Genomic DNA, 16,004 nt, shown 5'->3' on the forward strand with positions numbered 1-16,004 from the left:
GTTCGTGAATGGAGGAATGATGTTGTATCTTGTAGATCAACAAAGGACAGGAGCGGTAAAAGAGGAAATTCGGCGGATTGATCCTGCCTATCCAGTGTTCGTAGATGCGATACTCGATGGGGTGATAAAAGGAGATTTATATGTGGATCACCGAGATCACCCGTGTGTCTATTTTGCAGGGACAACAACCGGCATTTATTATATCGCAGGCAGGACAGAAGCAGCACTCTCATTATGTTCAACGTTCATTGTGGATGTTTATAAAAAGCAGAAAAGAGATAACAGACGGTTCACTTTGTTTTCAGCAAATCCAGCATCAGATGAGATGATGAAAAAATGCTTCGGTTCCCAACTGAATGAAATGCAAAGACATGCGTATTCTTATGACTTGACCTCTCCTGATCTGATTGTGCCTGATCAAGATGAAATGATCAAACGCACGAATGAACAAGTCATTGCCGCTAGCAAAGTATTCCCATCCAGCTATTATGAAGCATATTGGGGAGGAGTAGATCACTTTTTATCTAATGGCGTCGGAGTTGCCATCTTAAACGGTGAAGACGTGGTCAGTGAATGTATCTCTATTTTTTTAAGTGAAAAACGTGTGGAAATCGATATTTGGACAGATGAAGTCTGCCGTGGAAAAGGGTTGGCTTTGTTAGCAGCTCAGCAAATGATCAGCATCTGTGTTGAAAAAGGGAAGACACCGCATTGGGATTGCGATGTCCATCATGCAGCCTCGGCCAAATTGGCAGAGAAGCTAGGTTTTCAGTGGACAAAGACGTATCGCTTATTTTATGCCTCACGCTGAAAAGGTTTTGAGATACCAAGCATCCATGGCAGAATGCTCTGAGCCTTCAATCGGTGCAGGAAGAAGAGAAAAGTCATACCGTTGATAAAGGCCAGTAGCAGCTGTTAATTCACTGCGGGTTTCTAAATAACAAGCATCGTAGTATGTAGCAGCATATTGCAGGGCCGTATCCATCAGTTTCTTGCCCGCACCTTTGCCTTGTGCTTTTGGGCTTAAATAAAGCTTTTGCAGCTCACAAATGCCATCTGTGAAAGGGGCAATGCCAACGCCACCAACAATTTCACCATGTTCTTCGGCAATCCAATAGGCTGCATGAGTCAATGATTGATAGTATTCGAAAAGCTGATCAAGGTGTGGGTCTGTGTAGGCTGTACCTTCAATCGCAAGATTCGCTGATTCTAATGACTGGCGGATAATGGCCGCGATAAAAGGATTGTCCTGCTTTTGAATCGGTCTAATATTCATTGTAAAAACCTCCGTTGTCATAGGATAAAAAAGAAAAGGAGTGGATGCGATATGTTCTGGCTGCAAACCGCTATTTTTACTGTCATTGTACTCTGTCTCTCGTGGTGGGCAGGAAAAAGACGCAGGCATCGCCATGCTGGGCTGATTGTTCCGATATGTATCACTTTGTTTGGATTGCTCTTATTGATCGGCAGTTTCTTCATTGGCAGATGGGAAGGGATGGCGCTCAGCATATCAAGCGTCTCTATCGTTCTCTCTTCTATCATTTGTTTGATCATCGTTACAGGGGTTCATCTGTTTAAAAAAGATGACCCTTCGTAGGCTGGGACATCTTTATGATTTGATTCTATCGTATTCCTCACGAAGGATGCCCATCATGATGACATCCGAATAAGCACCGTTGAAATAGAGCGCTTGACGTCTTTTTCCTTCATATTGAAATCCGGCTTTCTCATAGCTTCGAAAGGCTCGTGGGTTATGGGAAAAAACTTCAAGCTCAAGCCGATTGAGTTCTAACGTCTCAAAGGCAAATGTTTGAACCATCCGAACAGCCTCAGTGCCATATCCTTTGTGAAAATGCTCTGGACCATGTAGCGCAATGCGGAAACTTGCCGTATGGTTTATCGGATCAATATCCACAATCGCCGCATCCCCGATCATTTCTTTCGTGTCTAGCAGACAAATAGCAAAGTCTCGTCTACTGTCATCCTGCAGAAAACGGGTATAGGCTGAACGAATTTCTTCTAGTGTGAACGTTTTGCGTGTGCCAGTCATATAAAGTGTTTCTGCATGCTGGCATCCTCTATGAATACCAGGATAATCTTTTTCTTCAATCGGTCTCAAAAATAATCGAGTCATGATGGATCAGCCTCCTCTATATATCGGGAGATTTCAATTAAGTTCATATCAGGATCACGGATATAAATGGATTCAATCGGACCTAATGCACCAGAACGTCTGACCGGACCTTCTTCAATTGGAACAACCTGCTTTCGAAGATGAAGCAATAAACTGTCTATATCTAAATCGGTGATAAAACACAAGTCAGCAGATCCAGGCTGGGGATGAGCAGCTTTTGGTTCAAATTCATGACCCGCTTCATGAAGGTTGATCTTTTGTAAGCCAAAACGAAGGGCTTTACGGCCTTCTCCAAAAGTTTCTTCCTTCATTCCTAATACGTTTGTATAAAAGCGAATGGTTTCCTCCATATGTTGTACAGTCAACACGATATGATCAAGTCGTCGTATCATCAGTCTCTCCTCCAAGTATGATCATTGTTTGAACTGCTTCTATTATATCATCCCTTGAAGAAGATACCTTATTTGATCACGGTTTTATAACTCCAGCTTTCTAGGGACATGTTTTCTCCGTGCAGTACTCTCTCATCAAACTCCGTCCACCCATTTTTTCGATAGAAATGACGATTGGCCTCGTTGTGTGTAATCAGTGTGAACAGTCCGCCGCCTTGCCGGGCGATAAAGGGGAAAAGACATTGCTTTAGCATACGGCTTCCAAGTTTTTTTCCTTGTTGGTCTTTTGCAACGACAAGAGCTTCTAAATACCAGTAAGGTTTCTTTAAGGAAGAACACGCTTTTTTTGCCTCCTTTAACATACGGAACACATGCTGAATCGCCGATATGCCACCAGTAAAGAGTAGCTTTAACCCACCAGATAACACATAATCCATGAGTCCTGGTTCAGGAAGACGGGGATGTTTTAACAGGGCGGCAGACACAATTTTCTCGTTCTCAACCCCGACCAAACAGATTTGATGCTGAAAATATACCTTTGTATTGATCAAATGCAACTGACGGGCGAAAGCAGAACGATTGGTCACCTTTTCGCATAATAAATCAAAAAATGAATAGTTCTGAAATGAATCATCTAACAACGCTGCCACTTGAGGCAGTTCATCCTCTCTAGCAAGTCTGAATTGAAACATATGATGGTCCTCCTTTTTTTGAACAGATATAGATTATTGAACATGTGTCCATTATAATAAGAGGAAAATAAACCGAACATCGGCAATGAATGATCTCTTGTTCATAAATAGACAGGTATAGCCAGATTGTTCAAAAATGGAGGGTGTTTGATGAAGGACAGACGAACAATCAAAACCAAAAAGGCGATACGGGAAAGCTTTCTTGAGCTTTTAAAGGAAAAAGATGTTCAACAAATTACAGTATCAGAGCTATCTAGAAGAGCGGATTTAGGAAGAGGGACCTTTTATTTGCACTACCAAGATGTATTTGATTTGCATGAACAGCTTGAGAAGGAACTATTTAATCAGCTTGGCGGACTATACGATGAATCGTTTCCAAGCCAGGACCCGCTTGATATGCTGTCCTTTTTAAACAAAACAACTGAGTATTTAAAAGAAAAACAATTCATGATGACGTTATTTGTCAAACCGAATAGCCCAACGACGAATCAATTTAAAGCGTTTTTTAAAGAAAAAATCATGAAAGAGTGGCAACTTGATCAGCGTCAGATTACGGAACGTGAACAGATTGAGGCTTCATTTGTTGTGTCTGGTGTTGTTGGTGTACTGGAGGAATGGATTCATGAAGGGATGACAGTCGAAGCGGGGCAGCTTGCGCACATCTTGTACAAGCTTCTTATGAAGGTAGAACAGGAATCGTAGAAACGAATGGATCATATATCATTTTTCTATTCTTTCTGTTAAAATGGGAATATACGTTCTTATTTCAGGCGGGGAGTGGTGAGATTGAAAAGGAAATTACTATTTTATGGGGCAATGAGCATTGATGGATATTTAGCAAGGGATGATCACCGTTTAGATTGGCTCATAGGAACAGAGGGTGAAGAGGATACGAAATATGAGGAATTTTATGCTTCAGTCGATACGCTGATCATGGGACGGAACACTTATGAACAGGTTCTAAAGCTCTCACCTGATGGGTTTCCTTATGAAGACAAGACATGTTATATCGTTTCTCGCACTTTACAAGACAGTCATACAGGAACCCACATCGTTCGTGAAGATGTTCTCTCTTTTATCAAAAATTTAAAAAATGAAAAAGGCCAGCATATCTGGATAGTAGGAGGCGGGGAACTGCTTCAAGCATTATTAAAAGAAAGATTAGTCGATGAGCTGTATCTCCAAATCGCACCTGTCATGATTGGAAAAGGAATCCCTCTTTTTCCTCCAACTGAACAGGAATCTAGATTTTCATTACAACAAGTGAATCAATACAAACAAATTGCTGAAATGCATTTTGTGTTAAAAGAAGACCACTAAATCAAAGGGGTCTTTTTTTAATCAAACAAACACGTTGACAAGAAAATATCCTAGTGTTAGGATAAAATTATCCTAGTTTTAGGATTTATTGAAAAAGGAGTAGTTGCCATGGTGCAGCAAGATCAGGAATTAGACTTAAGGCTTTTCCGAGTGTGGATGAAAGCCTATCATGCCCTTTTTGCAAATATCCAAAAAGACATAGAACGTTATGATATCGGATTTGAAAACTTTCAAATTCTTGAATTACTGTATAGTAAGGGACCACATCCCGTTCAAAAAATTAGTGAGATTTTATCCATTCCAAGTGGGAGCATCACCTATGTGGTCAACAAATTAGAAAAACAAGAATTAGTCAAAAGACAATGTGCACCTTCTGATAAACGTGTATTCCATGTATTACTGACAGATAAAGGGAAGCAGCTATTTGACGATATTTTCCCAAAACATACAGATGTCATTTCACAAAATCTGTCCTTTATCGAAACAGAGGAAAAAGAGCAGCTCATCGAATGGTTGAAAAAAATCGGTTTAGGTGCAAAACAACTTCACGAAAAGGGGAAACAAGATGACACGCAGCTTTGATACATTGGTACGTGAAAGACGATCAGCATCAAATTTTTTGCCAAATATCTCGATTTCGAGAGAAGAGCTTAATAGTATCTTTGAAGAAGTGAAGCTGGCACCTTCAGCCTTTAATTTACAGCATACGCAATATGTCGTCGTTCAATCAGAAGCGCTTAAAGAGCAAGTAAGAGATGCTGCATTTGGACAATATAAGGTGCATTCCGCTTCAGCAGCGATCATTGTGCTCGGCGATCCGAAAGCTTATGAGCAAGCAGGAAACATTTATGAAGGCCTCAAAATGCTCGGCATCTTAAATGCGCAACAATATGAGGAAATGGTCAGAGAGACGATGAGTTTTTATGTGCAGAGAGGATCAGACTTTCAGAAAGAAGAGGCGATTCGAAATGCTTCATTATCTGCCATGCTATTTATGCTTGCCGCCAAAAACAAGGGATGGGATACTTGCCCAATGATCGGCTTTGACCCCGAAGCAATGAAAAAGGTGTTAAACATCGAATCAGATTTGATTCCTGTATTAATGATTACACTCGGAAAAGAAAAAGTAGAGAGCAGACAAGCGAGAGGCTACCGCAAGCCGGTCTCTGAATTTGTGACATATTTATAAGATAGGGGGTTCCATTCATGGAACTAGGAATTAGTACATTTGTAGAAACAACACCTGATTTTCAAACAGGAAAAACAGTCAGCCACGCACAGCGCATTCGTGAAGTAGTAGAAGAAATTATTTTAGCAGATCAAGTGGGTCTCGACGTTTTTGGTGTAGGAGAGCATCATCGTGAAGATTTCGCCGCATCAAATCCAGCAGTCGTATTAGCAGCTGCGGCAACGCAAACAAAGAATATTCGTCTGACAAGTGCCGTAACTGTTCTTTCATCGGCAGATCCTGTTCGTGTGTTTCAAGATTTTGCGACATTAGATGGCCTTTCTAACGGGCGTGCAGAGATCATGGCTGGCCGTGGATCATTTATTGAATCGTTCCCGCTTTTTGGCTATGACTTAGATGATTATGAAGAATTATTTGAAGAAAAACTAGATTTACTATTGAAATTACAGCAGTCAGAGCGTGTGACATGGAGCGGTAAGCACCGTCCAGCCATTCAGGATGTCGGCGTATACCCAAGACCTGTTCAAGATCCGCTTCCGATCTGGATTGGCAGTGGAGGAAACAGAGAATCTGTCGTACGTGCTGGATTATTAGGATTACCACTTGTCCTTGCCATTATTGGCGGCAGCCCTAGACAGTTCGCACCGCTAGTGCAGCTCTACAAGCAAGCTGCGATTCACGCTGGACATGACCCTGAGAAATTAACGGTGGCATCCCATTCACATGGATTTGTTGCGGAGGAAACAGAATTGGCAGCAGATCAATTCTTCCCTTCTACACAGCATGTCATGAATACATTAGCAAGAGAACGAGGCTGGGGACCTTATACCCGTTCTACATTCGATGCAGCAAGAACATTAGAAGGTGCATTGTATGTAGGAGATCCAGATGCCGTAGCAGAGAAAGTGATTCATCTGCGAAAAAATGTAGGCATTACACGCTTCATGTTGCACGTGCCGGTCGGTTCGATGCCACATGATCAAGTGTTGAAAGCCATTGAGTTATTTGGAAAAGAAGTGGCTCCTAAAGTAAGAGAAGAGGTTGCTCGCTGGGAAGCAGAGCAAGCATAACAAAAAAGTCGATCAAGTGAATAGGCTTGATCGACTTTTTCTTATGCTTAAGGATCAATAACACATGGTTTCACTGTAGGGCATGAAGCAGCAGAAGCAAATGGTGTGGCCGTCAAGGTGAAGAGGAAAACAAGTTGAAAACAGATAAGCCATTTTTTCATGAAATCACCTCCGTTATCAATTGTTTCACTAGAAACGAGATGAGGACAAAAGCATAGAAGTATGTAACACCCTCTATCCAGCATAAGACAATCATATCATAATTTTCAAAAAAATGAAAAAATAACTTACGAAAGTTCTAAATTATGGTATGGTTAATATGTTCAACAAAAAAAGGGAGGGATTTTTGTATGAAAAAGGTCATAACTTCTGTTTTGGTTGGAGCAATTGTTTTAACGGGTGCGGGTGTCACCGCTGTCCCGGTAGAAGCGAAGGGGAAAGTAAACAGTGAAGTTACGGTACAAGCAAGTCGAACCGTCTCGGAAACGAGAACATATACGACGTCAAACATCCCATCAAGTATTACATATGCAAAGGATGGATGGGTCGGTATTCTCTATCAATCGTCAATTGAAGAGTTAGGTTTAGGAAAATATAGAGTTACCTTTACTGGAACGGTTGTACGCGATCCAGGATTTAATTAAATAAAATAAAGCTGACAGGTGGACAAGCCTGTCAGCTTTTTTTAATGGGGATAATAAAGAATCATTTGCATCCGTACCATCTGTTCTCCTGATTGTTTATACTCATGGGCACGGTCAGCTTTAAACCGAATCGAGTCGCCAGCTTGTAATGTGTATTGCTCATCACCGATCGATAAATCAAGTGCTCCCTCAAATACGGTAATCAATTCTTCTGTACCGCCGATATGTTCTTCCGCACTTAATGACCCATGAGGATCAATTTCTACCTGATAGACTTCAAATTTTCTCAGGTCATCAAATGGGAACGTCGTATATACCCGATACCTTCCCTCGTCCTCTGTTAAAACTTGTCCTTCTTCTTTTCGCACAAACTTAATCTCAGGCTGCGGTGCGTATATGAGTTCACTAAAAGACACCTTCAACCCATTGGCGATTTTCCACAGAGTGGTGATGGTTGGTGTGGATTCTCCTCTTTCGATTTGCCCAATCATCGTTTTACTCACACTTGTTACCTCAGCCATCTTTTCTAGGCTTAATTTCTTTTGCTCTCTTAGCAGTTTGACATTTCTAGCAATAATCGATTGTACATCCTCCATCAAAAAAACTCCTTTCTGAATTTACTTTATAACGACCGAATAGTACAATGAAACGTAATATACGCAATAAAGACTTTTAAGTCTAAATAACGTATGAAAAGGAGGTAACGATTTGATTGTTTCCATGTTGATTTATGCTTTTGTTACCAGCTTCACCCCTGGGCCGAATAATATCATGGCGATGGTCTTTACGAATAAATATGGGGTCAAGCAAACATTTCGATTTTGTTTAGGGGTTGGAATCGGATTTTTGGTCATTTTATGTTTGAGCGGTTTCTTCAATATGATTCTTTATCAAGTCATGCCGAAAATCGGCTGGGTTATGGCTTTCATCGGAGCCGGTTACATGATCTATTTAGCTGTCAAAATCATGAAAAGTAAAGGCGGAGATGACGAAACACTAGACCGCTATAATCATTTTATCCCGGGGATGCTGCTGCAATTTATTAATCCGAAAGCCATCTTGTATGGGTTAACCGTCATTTCCACTTTTGTTCTGCCGTATGGACAGTCCAATATGCAATACATGTTGTTGACGTTGATTCTCGCCATCATTGGTTTTTTAGGCACATTTAGCTGGAGTTTATTTGGCTCTGTATTCAAGCGTTTTTTGACTCTTTATCAGCGGCCGTTCCAGTTCGTCATGGGGCTGCTGCTTATGTATAGTGCGATTTCGATGATCTGGAGTTATGTCATGTAAGCGGTCAGGAGACTGGCCGCTGCCTGCCCATCACAACCGTATCATAATACATGCCGTCCGCCAGCCGTTTATCTTTTTTTAACAAGCCTTCAATCTCAAAGCCATAGTGTTCATATAAACGAATGGCTTTTTGATTGGTTTCCATTACTTGAAGTGACATCTTTTGAATGCCTTGCTGATCTGCCCAGTCGATCGATGCAGCTAAAAGTTCTTTCCCGATGTGATAGCCCCAAGCGGCCTTCTGTACGGCGACGCCAAACATTACTTTGTGAGCAGAGCGCTTAAGAGAATGCCCTTCGCATCTTGAAAAACCGACAATGTCTCCTTCAATATCTGCAACTAAAAAGAGATGACGGCATTCCTTGGAATCCTCTTGAATCAACGCCTCGAACCCTTTCTCATCAATAAAAGCTTCACCCGGTTCACGATCTAAATATTCGGTTTCACCATCGATTTTCAGTCTGAGAGCTGATAACTGTTTGGCATCTGCTAATGCAGCAGAGCGAATACGATAAGTCACACCACGTACAGTGAACATACTTTCAGAAATGATCATTGAACAGACCACCAACCTTTCATTCCATTATGTCTATCATACCTGAAACGCGCACACAGCACACTCAGATGTTTTGTCATGTGCAAAAAGGCTAAATAAACAGTATCAAACGTGGAGGTGGAACAAAATGAGTGAACAAAATGGACATATGGATAAAGCGAAAGGAAAAACAAATCAAGTCAAAGGTCAAGTGAAAGAAAAACTTGGCGAAGCGACAGATCATGAAAACCTGAAAGCAGAAGGAAAGAAAGATCAAGTAAAAGGAAAGCTTCAAGATAAAAAAGGTGACGTGAAAAATAAGCTGAATCAGTAGTTTGCGTATACTTGCACTCGCCCCATGTATCCATCATCACATTCCTTTCATCAATAAAATCAATAGGTGTGTGAAAAGAATTGATTATAAATTCTCGCTTCCGTCATGTAGAATTTAAATAGAAGACATGAACAAGGGAGATGGATGACTTGGAGCAAGTATGGGGGAAAGTTGACGAGTATATCAAAGACAAATTGATGGCTAAAGATGACGTATTGGAGCAAACTCTTATCAAGAATAAGCAAGCCGGGTTACCAGAAATAGATGTGTCGCCGGCCCAAGGGAAACTGCTTTATTTGTTAGCAAAAACCAAGGGTGCAAAGCGCATTTTAGAAATCGGTACACTTGGCGGTTATAGTACCATTTGGCTTGCCCGTGCACTTGAATCGGATGGAGAACTCATGACATTAGAGGCTGTCAGTCATCATGCAGAAACAGCACAGCAGAACATAGACAGAGCAGGCCTAGCAGAACGTGTCACCATTTTACAAGGAAAAGCGTTAGATACTTTATCTCAGTTAAAAGAGCAGGATACGCTCCCGTTCGATTTGATTTTCATTGATGCAGACAAACCAAACAACCCGCAATATTTGAAGTGGGCGTTATATTTCTCAAAAAAGGGAACAGTCATTATTGCAGACAATGTGGTCAGAAATGGGGCAGTTCTCCATGCCTCTGATCAAGATGAGCGAGTGAAGGGAACGCGTGAATTTTTCGATTTACTCAAACAAGAGTCGAGAATTGAAGCAACCGCTATTCAAACTGTTGGCGAAAAAGGCTATGACGGCTTTATATATGGTATCGTAAAATGAAAAAAGCTTAACCGCATCCGGTTAAGCTTTTTCTATTAGAAAAGCCATCTAGCTGTGCCCATCAGCATGACGCCTACTAGAACGGTGAGGGACAAGCTTTTTGTCCAAACAGCGATTAACACAGTTGGAACCAAGACAGCAAGGTACATCCAGTGAATGGTGACGCTTGCTGTAGTATGTATGAATAGATGCTCTGCAATCAAAGCAGTAAATATACAAATGGGGATAAATGATAACCATTTGAGCACCACTTCTGGCATCTGGATACTCCTCACAAATAAAAATGGAACGACTCTTGGGATGATGGTCACAATCATACAGCCAAGAATGAGCCATAACATAAAACTACTAATCATTTATCTGTCACCACCCCAATAGTGGCAACAAGCACAGTCGCCAACAAAACAGCCACGTGTGAAGGAACAAAATGAAGCAGCACAAACATCGCAACAAACATATATAAAACAAGTGATAAGCGATGGGTTAGCTTATTTTTGGGCACCGTCTGTAAAGAAAGAATGAGCAGCGCAGCAAACATCGCGGATAGGGCAAAATCAAGACCAAGCGCCTCTGGATTTGAAATCCAGTGTCCGAATATTCCGCCAAGTGTACACGCAGCAATCCAGCATAAATAAGCTGTAATGTTCAGTCCATGCATCCATCTGTTATTCAATTTTCCTTGCTGTGCTAATTTATTCATCGCTACGCCAAAGGATTCATCAGTAAGCAGAAGACCAAATCCGATGTTCTGCTTTACAGAGTAGCGTGTAAAATGGGGGGCAAGCGTAAGGCTGAGTAACAAATGCCGTAAATTGACAATGAACGTGGTGAAAATAATAGCGGAAAGGGGGCTTCCTGTCACAAGTAATGCACAGATGATAAACTGTGAAGCGCCAGCATAAATAAAGATAGATAACAGCGCGATCTCCCATATACTTAACTGCGAACTAATGCCAACAATTCCAAAGGCAAACCCAATGCTCATATAACCAAGCAAGGTTGGCACACAATCTTTTATTCCCTCAAGAAACGGTTCGTTTCCGGCAGTGGGAATGTGTTTCCTAGCTTCAACATCCAAATACCTCTACTCCTTTTCTGTGTAAACATCAATTGTTTTACTTACTATAAGAAAACGAATTCATCATGTCAATCCTAATGAACTTCTATTATATGAAGAAACATGGCGATAAAAAGGATTGAAGTGAACCAGATTTTGTTATAAAGTAATCAGAAAATAAACACAATTGGGGTGACTGATATGCAATGGAAGCCTTTATTTGAACATGATGTACCAAATCACCTCCGTCCATAACGGAGAGTGATCTCCGTTTGTGGATATCGCAGTGAATATATCCAGTAACGGAGGGGAAAAAATGAATGGAAAATATATAGGAGCCCTCTACTTAGCGTTAGCTGCTAGTATTTGGGGCGGTATGTATGTAGTGGTCAAAGTAACAGTTGCGGTTGTCCCGCCACTTGAGCTCGTCTGGATGAGATATGCAGTAGCTGGAGTCGTTCTTGTGTTCACGATTTGGCGTTTGGGCTACTCTTTTCGGTTAGACAAAAAGGATATCCCGCTAATTGTGTCGATTGGATTGATTGGCAACTTTCTATCGATCGTGACCCAAGAAATTGGCACAATGTATACGTCTGCACAAATGGGTGCCGTCATCACATCGGCCACACCTGCTTTTATGGTGCTTTTCGCTTTCTTTCTATTAAAAGAATCATTCACAGTGAGAAAGTGTGTCTCCATTCTGCTTGCTACAGTAGGTGTACTGACGATGATTGGGCCTGTCGCTGTTCAAACGGATGAGTTTGTTGGCGGTCTTTCGCTGATGATCGCTGCATTAACATGGGCGCTGATGTCTGTTCTTTTGAAACGAGTACCAGGAAAGTATCCTCAAGTAGTGACGACAACATATGCGATCATTGTGGCCTTTATCGTATTAACACCACCTGTCTTGTTTCGTTTGCCTCATCTTGATGTGCATCAAATGGCAAGACCGGAAATATGGGGCGGCATTCTGTATCTAGGTATCATCTCAACGGCCCTTGCTTTCTTTTTGTGGAATAGAGGGCTTCAACTGATGGACGCTTCAAGCGGTGGTCTGTTTTTCTTCTTTCAACCAATCGTTGGTACGGTCCTTGGATGGCTGCTTCTAGGTGAAGAGATGGGCTTACGTTCGTTTGTTGGGATTTTGTGTATTTTCGCAGGTGTATATACTGTCCTGCGTCAGAGAGAGTAAGATGAGATTCCCCTTGAAGAAGGGGAATTCAGCGTGTAGACAAACCCTCGCATTCTTTGTCAGTCCTGCGCTCCGGTGCTCACGAATGTCAAATTCGCTCTGCTCCGGTGCTCGTCCTTCCTAGACTGCAAAGGTTTTCTATCACGCTGAAAAGAAGACAAAGGGCTAAAATAAAGTTCATTTTAGCCCTTTGTCAACAATCTGGATTCCCCTTGAAGAAGGGGAATTTTCTTTACAATGAATAGATGAGAGATTCATAGAAGGTGGAGGTGAGCAGGATGATCCAGTATCCATTTTTGCAAAAAGGACAAACGATTGGGGTGACAGCACCGTCCTCAGGTGTGCAACCCTCTTTGCATGAGATGTTTCAACTGTCTTGCGATCGGATGAAAAAAAGAGGCTATGAAGTCATATGTGGAGAGACAGTATGGCAGCAGGAAAAAGCGAAATCAGCCCCTGCAATCAAGCGAGCAAATGAGTTACAGCGGATGATGACTTGTCATGAGATTGACCACATCATCCCGCCATGGGGCGGACAGCTGCTTATTGAAGTGTTAGAGCATCTTGATTTCTCAGTGATGCAAAAAAAGTGGATTCTTGGTTACTCAGATACAAGTCTCCTTCTATTAGCTTTGACATTAAACACAGGCATTGCGACAGCGCATGGACCGAACCTTGTGGATCTTCAGGGGGAAGAGCTTGATCAGGTGACGGCTATGTGGGAACAAATACTTTCCACTCCAGAGAAAAAGGATGTTACTCAATTTTCTTCTGATATGTATCAAAAGGAATGGCAGTATGACCATCCAAGCATACATGTCTTTCATTTAACCGAGCCAACCGCATGGCGTACTGTTGATCACTTAGAGACGACGATGAAGGGAAGACTGATGGGTGGCTGTATTGATGTGATCCGGCACTTAGCTGGCACGCCTTTTGGAGATGTCAAAGCTTTTCAAGAAACATACCTGAAAGGTGAACCCATTCTATGGTATTTTGAAAACTGTGAATTAAATGCTGCGAGTATGAAGAGGTCTCTTGTTCAATTAAAACTAGCAGGCTGGTTTGATTATTGCTCTGGCATCATGTTTGGCAGGAGTGCAGTGGACACTCCTGTGGAAGGATATGAATATACGGATCTATATGAAGAATTGCATAAGGAATTACAAATACCGATTGTTTACGATATTGATTGTGGACACGTACCGCCGCAAATGACCCTCATTAACGGAGCATACGCGGAGGTGCAGTTGCAACAAGAAGGTAAAGCCGTGCTGAGGCAGACATTTTTGCCATAAAAAAAGGAAAGGGCGACCCCTTTCCTTCATAAAAAACATTACATTCCTTTTGTTTCTTCACCTGCTTTTGGAACTTCCCATGCAGACTCTCGGAATACTTTTTCCCATTTAGAAACGACAATACAGGCAACCGCATGTCCAGGAACATTCACGCCTGTTCGAGCCATATCCATAATCCGGTCAACCCCGGCGATAATAGCGACACCTTCTGCTGGCAGACCTACTGCATGAGCTGTTGCCAAAAGAACGACAAGTGAGCCAGACGGGACAGCTGCAATGCCTTTACTTGTTAAAACAAGGACAAGCATCATGAGGAGCTGCTGTGATAAACTCATATCGACACCAAACGCTTGTGCAAGAAACACACAGGAAACCGATAAATATAAACTTGAACCATCACAATTAAGAGAAAGACCTGACGGGATGACGAAGGAAACAATTCTTTTCGGACAGCCGTATTTCTCCATCCGTGACATGAGCTGTGGAAGAACAGTTTCTGTACTTGTAGTAGAAAAGGCCACTAAAAACAAATCCCAAATCATTTTCAACACTTCGAAGTAGTTAAAACGGAAGATCAGTGCGACAAGAGGGAACAAAACAAATAGAATAATAAACAATCCTAAGAAGACAGTGCCAACAAGTTTCATCATAGGAATGAGTAAAACAATGCCGTATTGTCCGACAGAAGCTGCCATTAATGCTAAAACTCCAATAGGAGCTGTCACCATGACCATTTGTGTGAGCTTAAACATAATTTGTGCTACTGATTCAAAGAAGGTAAGGACAGGAGCGGAAGCTTTCCCAATACCGCTTGCGGCTACACCGAATAAAATAGCGAAGAAAATCACTGCTAGTAAATCATTCTGAGCCATGACATCGATGATATTGGTTGGAATGATGTCTAAAACCATCTGTTTAAAATCGACGACCTTTTGAGTATAACCATCGAGTTCCCCAATATCTTTCTTAGCTAATTGAGAGAAATCGAGTCCAACGCCTGGCTTTAACACGTTGGCCAATAAAAGCCCGATTCCAAGAACGATGGTCGTAATGACTTCAAACCAAATGATTGTCTTTAATCCGAGACTACCCATTTTCTTCATTCCACCACTGCCAGCTGCGCCGATGACAATCGTAGAGAAAACAATAGGGACTACAATCATTTTAATCAATCGGATAAAGCCATCCCCAATGGGCCGCAGTGCCATTCCGAAATCAGGGAAGAAGTGGCCGATAAGAGCTCCTATCACCAAAGCGATCATGATTTGAAAAGCGACAAACTTTTTCATCATCTCCTACCTCCTTTAAATGCATGGAAAATATTAAGAATTTTCCAATAAATAAAAATTCTAGGTGACCATGTTTTGTCCTCCTTTGGGATTTAGAAAGATTTTATTTAAGAATCATTAGAATTATGAAGAAAGAAATGAAAATAGGGCGATTGAAACTCTATTTATCTAACAAAAGAGCACTTCTTAAAAAACATGAAATTTTTTTAGAAAAATGTATTGACCCTTTTGTATGATTCATGGTATATTTTTATTCGTCGCTGATGACGCATCTGAAACACTGATGCTCAGACAGATACGACAAACAAACTTCAAAAAGATGTTGACTTAATAAAAACGATATGTTAAGATAATTAAGTCGCCTGATTAAGCGCCCGTAGCTCAATTGGATAGAGCGTTTGACTACGGATCAAAAGGTTAGGGGTTCGACTCCTCTCGGGCGCGCCAATAACATTTAACCACGCGGGTGTAGTTTAGTGGTAAAACCTCAGCCTTCCAAGCTGATGTCGTGAGTTCGATTCTCATCACCCGCTCCATTTTAAAAGATGATCTTTGAAAACTAAACAAGACAAAACGTACCTGTTAATTCGAGTTTTTATAAAAAAATCCTATGATACTTCATAGGTAGTCAGTCAAACGCTGACGAAAAACAAAACTTCGGTTTTGTACTTTTTCGGAGAGTTTGATCCTGGCTCAGGACGAACGCTGGCGGCGTGCCTAATACATGCAAGTCGAGCGGACAGAAGGGAG

Annotated in this window: 22 protein-coding genes, 2 tRNA genes and 1 rRNA gene; 16 read left to right on the forward strand and 9 right to left on the reverse strand. The window is 41.5% G+C overall.

The features are described from left to right. The first annotated feature begins 22 nt into the window (after positions 1-22). Positions 23-811: a GNAT family N-acetyltransferase gene (locus ACRRMM_RS17735; protein WP_428828969.1), complete on the forward strand. Its 789-nt coding sequence runs from the start codon at positions 23-25 to the stop codon at positions 809-811. Here the strand turns inward: ACRRMM_RS17735 and ACRRMM_RS17740 are convergent. After that, positions 803-1,276 (reverse strand): GNAT family N-acetyltransferase, encoded by a 474-nt coding sequence (locus ACRRMM_RS17740; protein ID WP_008346715.1) that lies wholly within the window; start codon positions 1,274-1,276, stop codon positions 803-805. The genes ACRRMM_RS17735 and ACRRMM_RS17740 overlap by 9 nt on opposite strands. Before the next feature lie 51 nt (positions 1,277-1,327). Between ACRRMM_RS17740 and ACRRMM_RS17745 the strand changes: the two genes are divergently transcribed. Then, on the forward strand, positions 1,328-1,597 hold the full coding sequence (locus ACRRMM_RS17745; protein WP_024719170.1) for a YesK-like family protein: 270 nt from the start codon (positions 1,328-1,330) through the stop codon (positions 1,595-1,597). Positions 1,598-1,609: 12 nt separating this feature from the next. Here the strand turns inward: ACRRMM_RS17745 and ACRRMM_RS17750 are convergent, their stop codons facing one another. From ACRRMM_RS17750 to ACRRMM_RS17760, 3 genes are all read right to left on the reverse strand, one after another. Then, positions 1,610-2,134, reverse strand: a complete 525-nt coding sequence (locus ACRRMM_RS17750; RefSeq protein WP_008346711.1) for a GNAT family N-acetyltransferase — start codon at positions 2,132-2,134, stop codon at positions 1,610-1,612. Then, positions 2,131-2,526: a VOC family protein gene (locus ACRRMM_RS17755; protein ID WP_008346708.1), complete on the reverse strand. Its 396-nt coding sequence runs from the start codon at positions 2,524-2,526 to the stop codon at positions 2,131-2,133. The genes ACRRMM_RS17750 and ACRRMM_RS17755 overlap by 4 nt, the downstream gene beginning before the upstream one ends. Before the next feature lie 68 nt (positions 2,527-2,594). Then, positions 2,595-3,218 (reverse strand): GNAT family N-acetyltransferase, encoded by a 624-nt coding sequence (locus ACRRMM_RS17760; RefSeq protein ID WP_048001231.1) that lies wholly within the window; start codon positions 3,216-3,218, stop codon positions 2,595-2,597. A gap of 150 nt (positions 3,219-3,368) precedes the next feature. Here ACRRMM_RS17760 and ACRRMM_RS17765 point away from each other — a divergent pair, with 150 nt between their 5' ends. The 6 genes from ACRRMM_RS17765 to ACRRMM_RS17790 all read left to right on the forward strand — a co-directional run bounded on the left by ACRRMM_RS17765 (position 3,369) and on the right by ACRRMM_RS17790 (position 7,441). Beyond that, entirely contained in the window at positions 3,369-3,920 is a 552-nt protein-coding gene (locus tag ACRRMM_RS17765) for a TetR/AcrR family transcriptional regulator (protein ID WP_035704289.1), read from the forward strand. Between the two features lie 114 nt (positions 3,921-4,034). Continuing rightward, the gene (locus ACRRMM_RS17770) at positions 4,035-4,538 is read left to right on the forward strand and encodes a dihydrofolate reductase family protein (protein ID WP_235701439.1); all 504 of its coding nucleotides are present in this window, start codon (positions 4,035-4,037) and stop codon (positions 4,536-4,538) included. A 108-nt stretch (positions 4,539-4,646) separates the two neighbouring features. Next, positions 4,647-5,120, forward strand: a complete 474-nt coding sequence (locus tag ACRRMM_RS17775; protein WP_007496406.1) for a MarR family winged helix-turn-helix transcriptional regulator — start codon at positions 4,647-4,649, stop codon at positions 5,118-5,120. Further along, a complete protein-coding gene (locus ACRRMM_RS17780) occupies positions 5,104-5,727 on the forward strand; it encodes a nitroreductase family protein (RefSeq protein WP_428828796.1) in 624 nt (207 codons plus the stop codon). The genes ACRRMM_RS17775 and ACRRMM_RS17780 overlap by 17 nt, the downstream gene beginning before the upstream one ends. Before the next feature lie 17 nt (positions 5,728-5,744). Continuing rightward, positions 5,745-6,797, forward strand: a complete 1,053-nt coding sequence (locus ACRRMM_RS17785) for an LLM class flavin-dependent oxidoreductase (protein WP_017358431.1) — start codon at positions 5,745-5,747, stop codon at positions 6,795-6,797. A 350-nt stretch (positions 6,798-7,147) separates the two neighbouring features. After that, positions 7,148-7,441, forward strand: coding sequence for a hypothetical protein (locus ACRRMM_RS17790; protein ID WP_008346693.1), 294 nt, complete (start codon positions 7,148-7,150; stop codon positions 7,439-7,441). Between the two features lie 41 nt (positions 7,442-7,482). Here ACRRMM_RS17790 and ACRRMM_RS17795 read toward each other — a convergent pair whose 3' ends face one another. Then, the gene (locus tag ACRRMM_RS17795; protein ID WP_025206820.1) at positions 7,483-8,037 is read right to left on the reverse strand and encodes a helix-turn-helix domain-containing protein; all 555 of its coding nucleotides are present in this window, start codon (positions 8,035-8,037) and stop codon (positions 7,483-7,485) included. Between the two features lie 112 nt (positions 8,038-8,149). Here ACRRMM_RS17795 and ACRRMM_RS17800 point away from each other — a divergent pair, with 112 nt between their 5' ends. Further along, a complete protein-coding gene (locus tag ACRRMM_RS17800) occupies positions 8,150-8,737 on the forward strand; it encodes a LysE family transporter (protein WP_113747448.1) in 588 nt (195 codons plus the stop codon). A 4-nt stretch (positions 8,738-8,741) separates the two neighbouring features. Here ACRRMM_RS17800 and ACRRMM_RS17805 read toward each other — a convergent pair whose 3' ends face one another. After that, positions 8,742-9,293 (reverse strand): GNAT family N-acetyltransferase, encoded by a 552-nt coding sequence (locus ACRRMM_RS17805; protein ID WP_008346688.1) that lies wholly within the window; start codon positions 9,291-9,293, stop codon positions 8,742-8,744. Positions 9,294-9,420: 127 nt separating this feature from the next. On the opposite strand from ACRRMM_RS17805, the gene ACRRMM_RS17810 reads away from it, so the two are divergent. Together ACRRMM_RS17810 and ACRRMM_RS17815 are read left to right on the forward strand one after the other, a co-directional pair. Then, on the forward strand, positions 9,421-9,606 hold the full coding sequence (locus ACRRMM_RS17810) for a CsbD family protein (RefSeq protein WP_008346686.1): 186 nt from the start codon (positions 9,421-9,423) through the stop codon (positions 9,604-9,606). A 149-nt stretch (positions 9,607-9,755) separates the two neighbouring features. Beyond that, entirely contained in the window at positions 9,756-10,418 is a 663-nt protein-coding gene (locus ACRRMM_RS17815) for an O-methyltransferase (protein ID WP_079919076.1), read from the forward strand. 35 nt (positions 10,419-10,453) lie between these two features. Here ACRRMM_RS17815 and ACRRMM_RS17820 read toward each other — a convergent pair whose 3' ends face one another. Together ACRRMM_RS17820 and ACRRMM_RS17825 are read right to left on the reverse strand one after the other, a co-directional pair. Next, the gene (locus ACRRMM_RS17820; protein ID WP_025206823.1) at positions 10,454-10,774 is read right to left on the reverse strand and encodes an AzlD domain-containing protein; all 321 of its coding nucleotides are present in this window, start codon (positions 10,772-10,774) and stop codon (positions 10,454-10,456) included. After that, entirely contained in the window at positions 10,771-11,496 is a 726-nt protein-coding gene (locus ACRRMM_RS17825; RefSeq protein ID WP_007496390.1) for an AzlC family ABC transporter permease, read from the reverse strand. Before ACRRMM_RS17825 ends, ACRRMM_RS17820 begins: the two co-directional genes overlap by 4 nt. 295 nt (positions 11,497-11,791) lie before the next feature. Between ACRRMM_RS17825 and ACRRMM_RS17830 the strand changes: the two genes are divergently transcribed. Next, the gene (locus tag ACRRMM_RS17830; protein WP_428828797.1) at positions 11,792-12,667 is read left to right on the forward strand and encodes a DMT family transporter; all 876 of its coding nucleotides are present in this window, start codon (positions 11,792-11,794) and stop codon (positions 12,665-12,667) included. A 278-nt stretch (positions 12,668-12,945) separates the two neighbouring features. Then, positions 12,946-13,965, forward strand: a complete 1,020-nt coding sequence (locus ACRRMM_RS17835) for a S66 family peptidase (RefSeq protein WP_428828798.1) — start codon at positions 12,946-12,948, stop codon at positions 13,963-13,965. A 38-nt stretch (positions 13,966-14,003) separates the two neighbouring features. Here ACRRMM_RS17835 and gltP read toward each other — a convergent pair whose 3' ends face one another. Further along, positions 14,004-15,254: a glutamate-aspartate/proton symporter GltP gene (gene gltP / locus ACRRMM_RS17840; RefSeq protein ID WP_024719154.1), complete on the reverse strand. Its 1,251-nt coding sequence runs from the start codon at positions 15,252-15,254 to the stop codon at positions 14,004-14,006. A 370-nt stretch (positions 15,255-15,624) separates the two neighbouring features. On the opposite strand from gltP, the gene ACRRMM_RS17845 reads away from it, so the two are divergent. From ACRRMM_RS17845 to ACRRMM_RS17855, 3 genes are all read left to right on the forward strand, one after another. Further along, positions 15,625-15,701 (forward strand) — tRNA-Arg (locus tag ACRRMM_RS17845). Positions 15,702-15,716: 15 nt separating this feature from the next. Further along, positions 15,717-15,790, forward strand: a tRNA-Gly gene (locus ACRRMM_RS17850). A 134-nt stretch (positions 15,791-15,924) separates the two neighbouring features. Next, a 16S ribosomal RNA gene (locus ACRRMM_RS17855) occupies positions 15,925-16,004 on the forward strand; the annotation flags it as partial.

The organism is Bacillus sp. XT-4 (genome assembly GCF_050864245.1).
Classification (GTDB): domain Bacteria; phylum Bacillota; class Bacilli; order Bacillales; family Bacillaceae; genus Bacillus; species Bacillus altitudinis.

Excerpts from the sequence above, each read along its gene's own strand:
- ACRRMM_RS17775 (WP_007496406.1), top strand. The coding sequence starts at position 4,647 with ATGGTGCAGCAAGATCAGGAATTAGACTTAAGGCTTTTCCGAGTGTGG.
- ACRRMM_RS17820 (WP_025206823.1), bottom strand. The coding sequence starts at position 10,774 with ATGATTAGTAGTTTTATGTTATGGCTCATTCTTGGCTGTATGATTGTG.
- ACRRMM_RS17810 (WP_008346686.1), top strand. The coding sequence starts at position 9,421 with ATGAGTGAACAAAATGGACATATGGATAAAGCGAAAGGAAAAACAAAT.
- ACRRMM_RS17750 (WP_008346711.1), bottom strand. The coding sequence starts at position 2,134 with ATGACTCGATTATTTTTGAGACCGATTGAAGAAAAAGATTATCCTGGT.
- ACRRMM_RS17790 (WP_008346693.1), top strand. The coding sequence starts at position 7,148 with ATGAAAAAGGTCATAACTTCTGTTTTGGTTGGAGCAATTGTTTTAACG.
- ACRRMM_RS17740 (WP_008346715.1), bottom strand. The coding sequence starts at position 1,276 with ATGAATATTAGACCGATTCAAAAGCAGGACAATCCTTTTATCGCGGCC.
- gltP (WP_024719154.1), bottom strand. The coding sequence starts at position 15,254 with ATGAAAAAGTTTGTCGCTTTTCAAATCATGATCGCTTTGGTGATAGGA.
- ACRRMM_RS17780 (WP_428828796.1), top strand. The coding sequence starts at position 5,104 with ATGACACGCAGCTTTGATACATTGGTACGTGAAAGACGATCAGCATCA.
- ACRRMM_RS17830 (WP_428828797.1), top strand. The coding sequence starts at position 11,792 with ATGAATGGAAAATATATAGGAGCCCTCTACTTAGCGTTAGCTGCTAGT.
- ACRRMM_RS17770 (WP_235701439.1), top strand. The coding sequence starts at position 4,035 with ATGAGCATTGATGGATATTTAGCAAGGGATGATCACCGTTTAGATTGG.
- ACRRMM_RS17755 (WP_008346708.1), bottom strand. The coding sequence starts at position 2,526 with ATGATACGACGACTTGATCATATCGTGTTGACTGTACAACATATGGAG.
- ACRRMM_RS17765 (WP_035704289.1), top strand. The coding sequence starts at position 3,369 with ATGAAGGACAGACGAACAATCAAAACCAAAAAGGCGATACGGGAAAGC.
- ACRRMM_RS17785 (WP_017358431.1), top strand. The coding sequence starts at position 5,745 with ATGGAACTAGGAATTAGTACATTTGTAGAAACAACACCTGATTTTCAA.
- ACRRMM_RS17805 (WP_008346688.1), bottom strand. The coding sequence starts at position 9,293 with ATGATCATTTCTGAAAGTATGTTCACTGTACGTGGTGTGACTTATCGT.
- ACRRMM_RS17795 (WP_025206820.1), bottom strand. The coding sequence starts at position 8,037 with ATGGAGGATGTACAATCGATTATTGCTAGAAATGTCAAACTGCTAAGA.
- ACRRMM_RS17745 (WP_024719170.1), top strand. The coding sequence starts at position 1,328 with ATGTTCTGGCTGCAAACCGCTATTTTTACTGTCATTGTACTCTGTCTC.
- ACRRMM_RS17760 (WP_048001231.1), bottom strand. The coding sequence starts at position 3,218 with ATGTTTCAATTCAGACTTGCTAGAGAGGATGAACTGCCTCAAGTGGCA.
- ACRRMM_RS17835 (WP_428828798.1), top strand. The coding sequence starts at position 12,946 with ATGATCCAGTATCCATTTTTGCAAAAAGGACAAACGATTGGGGTGACA.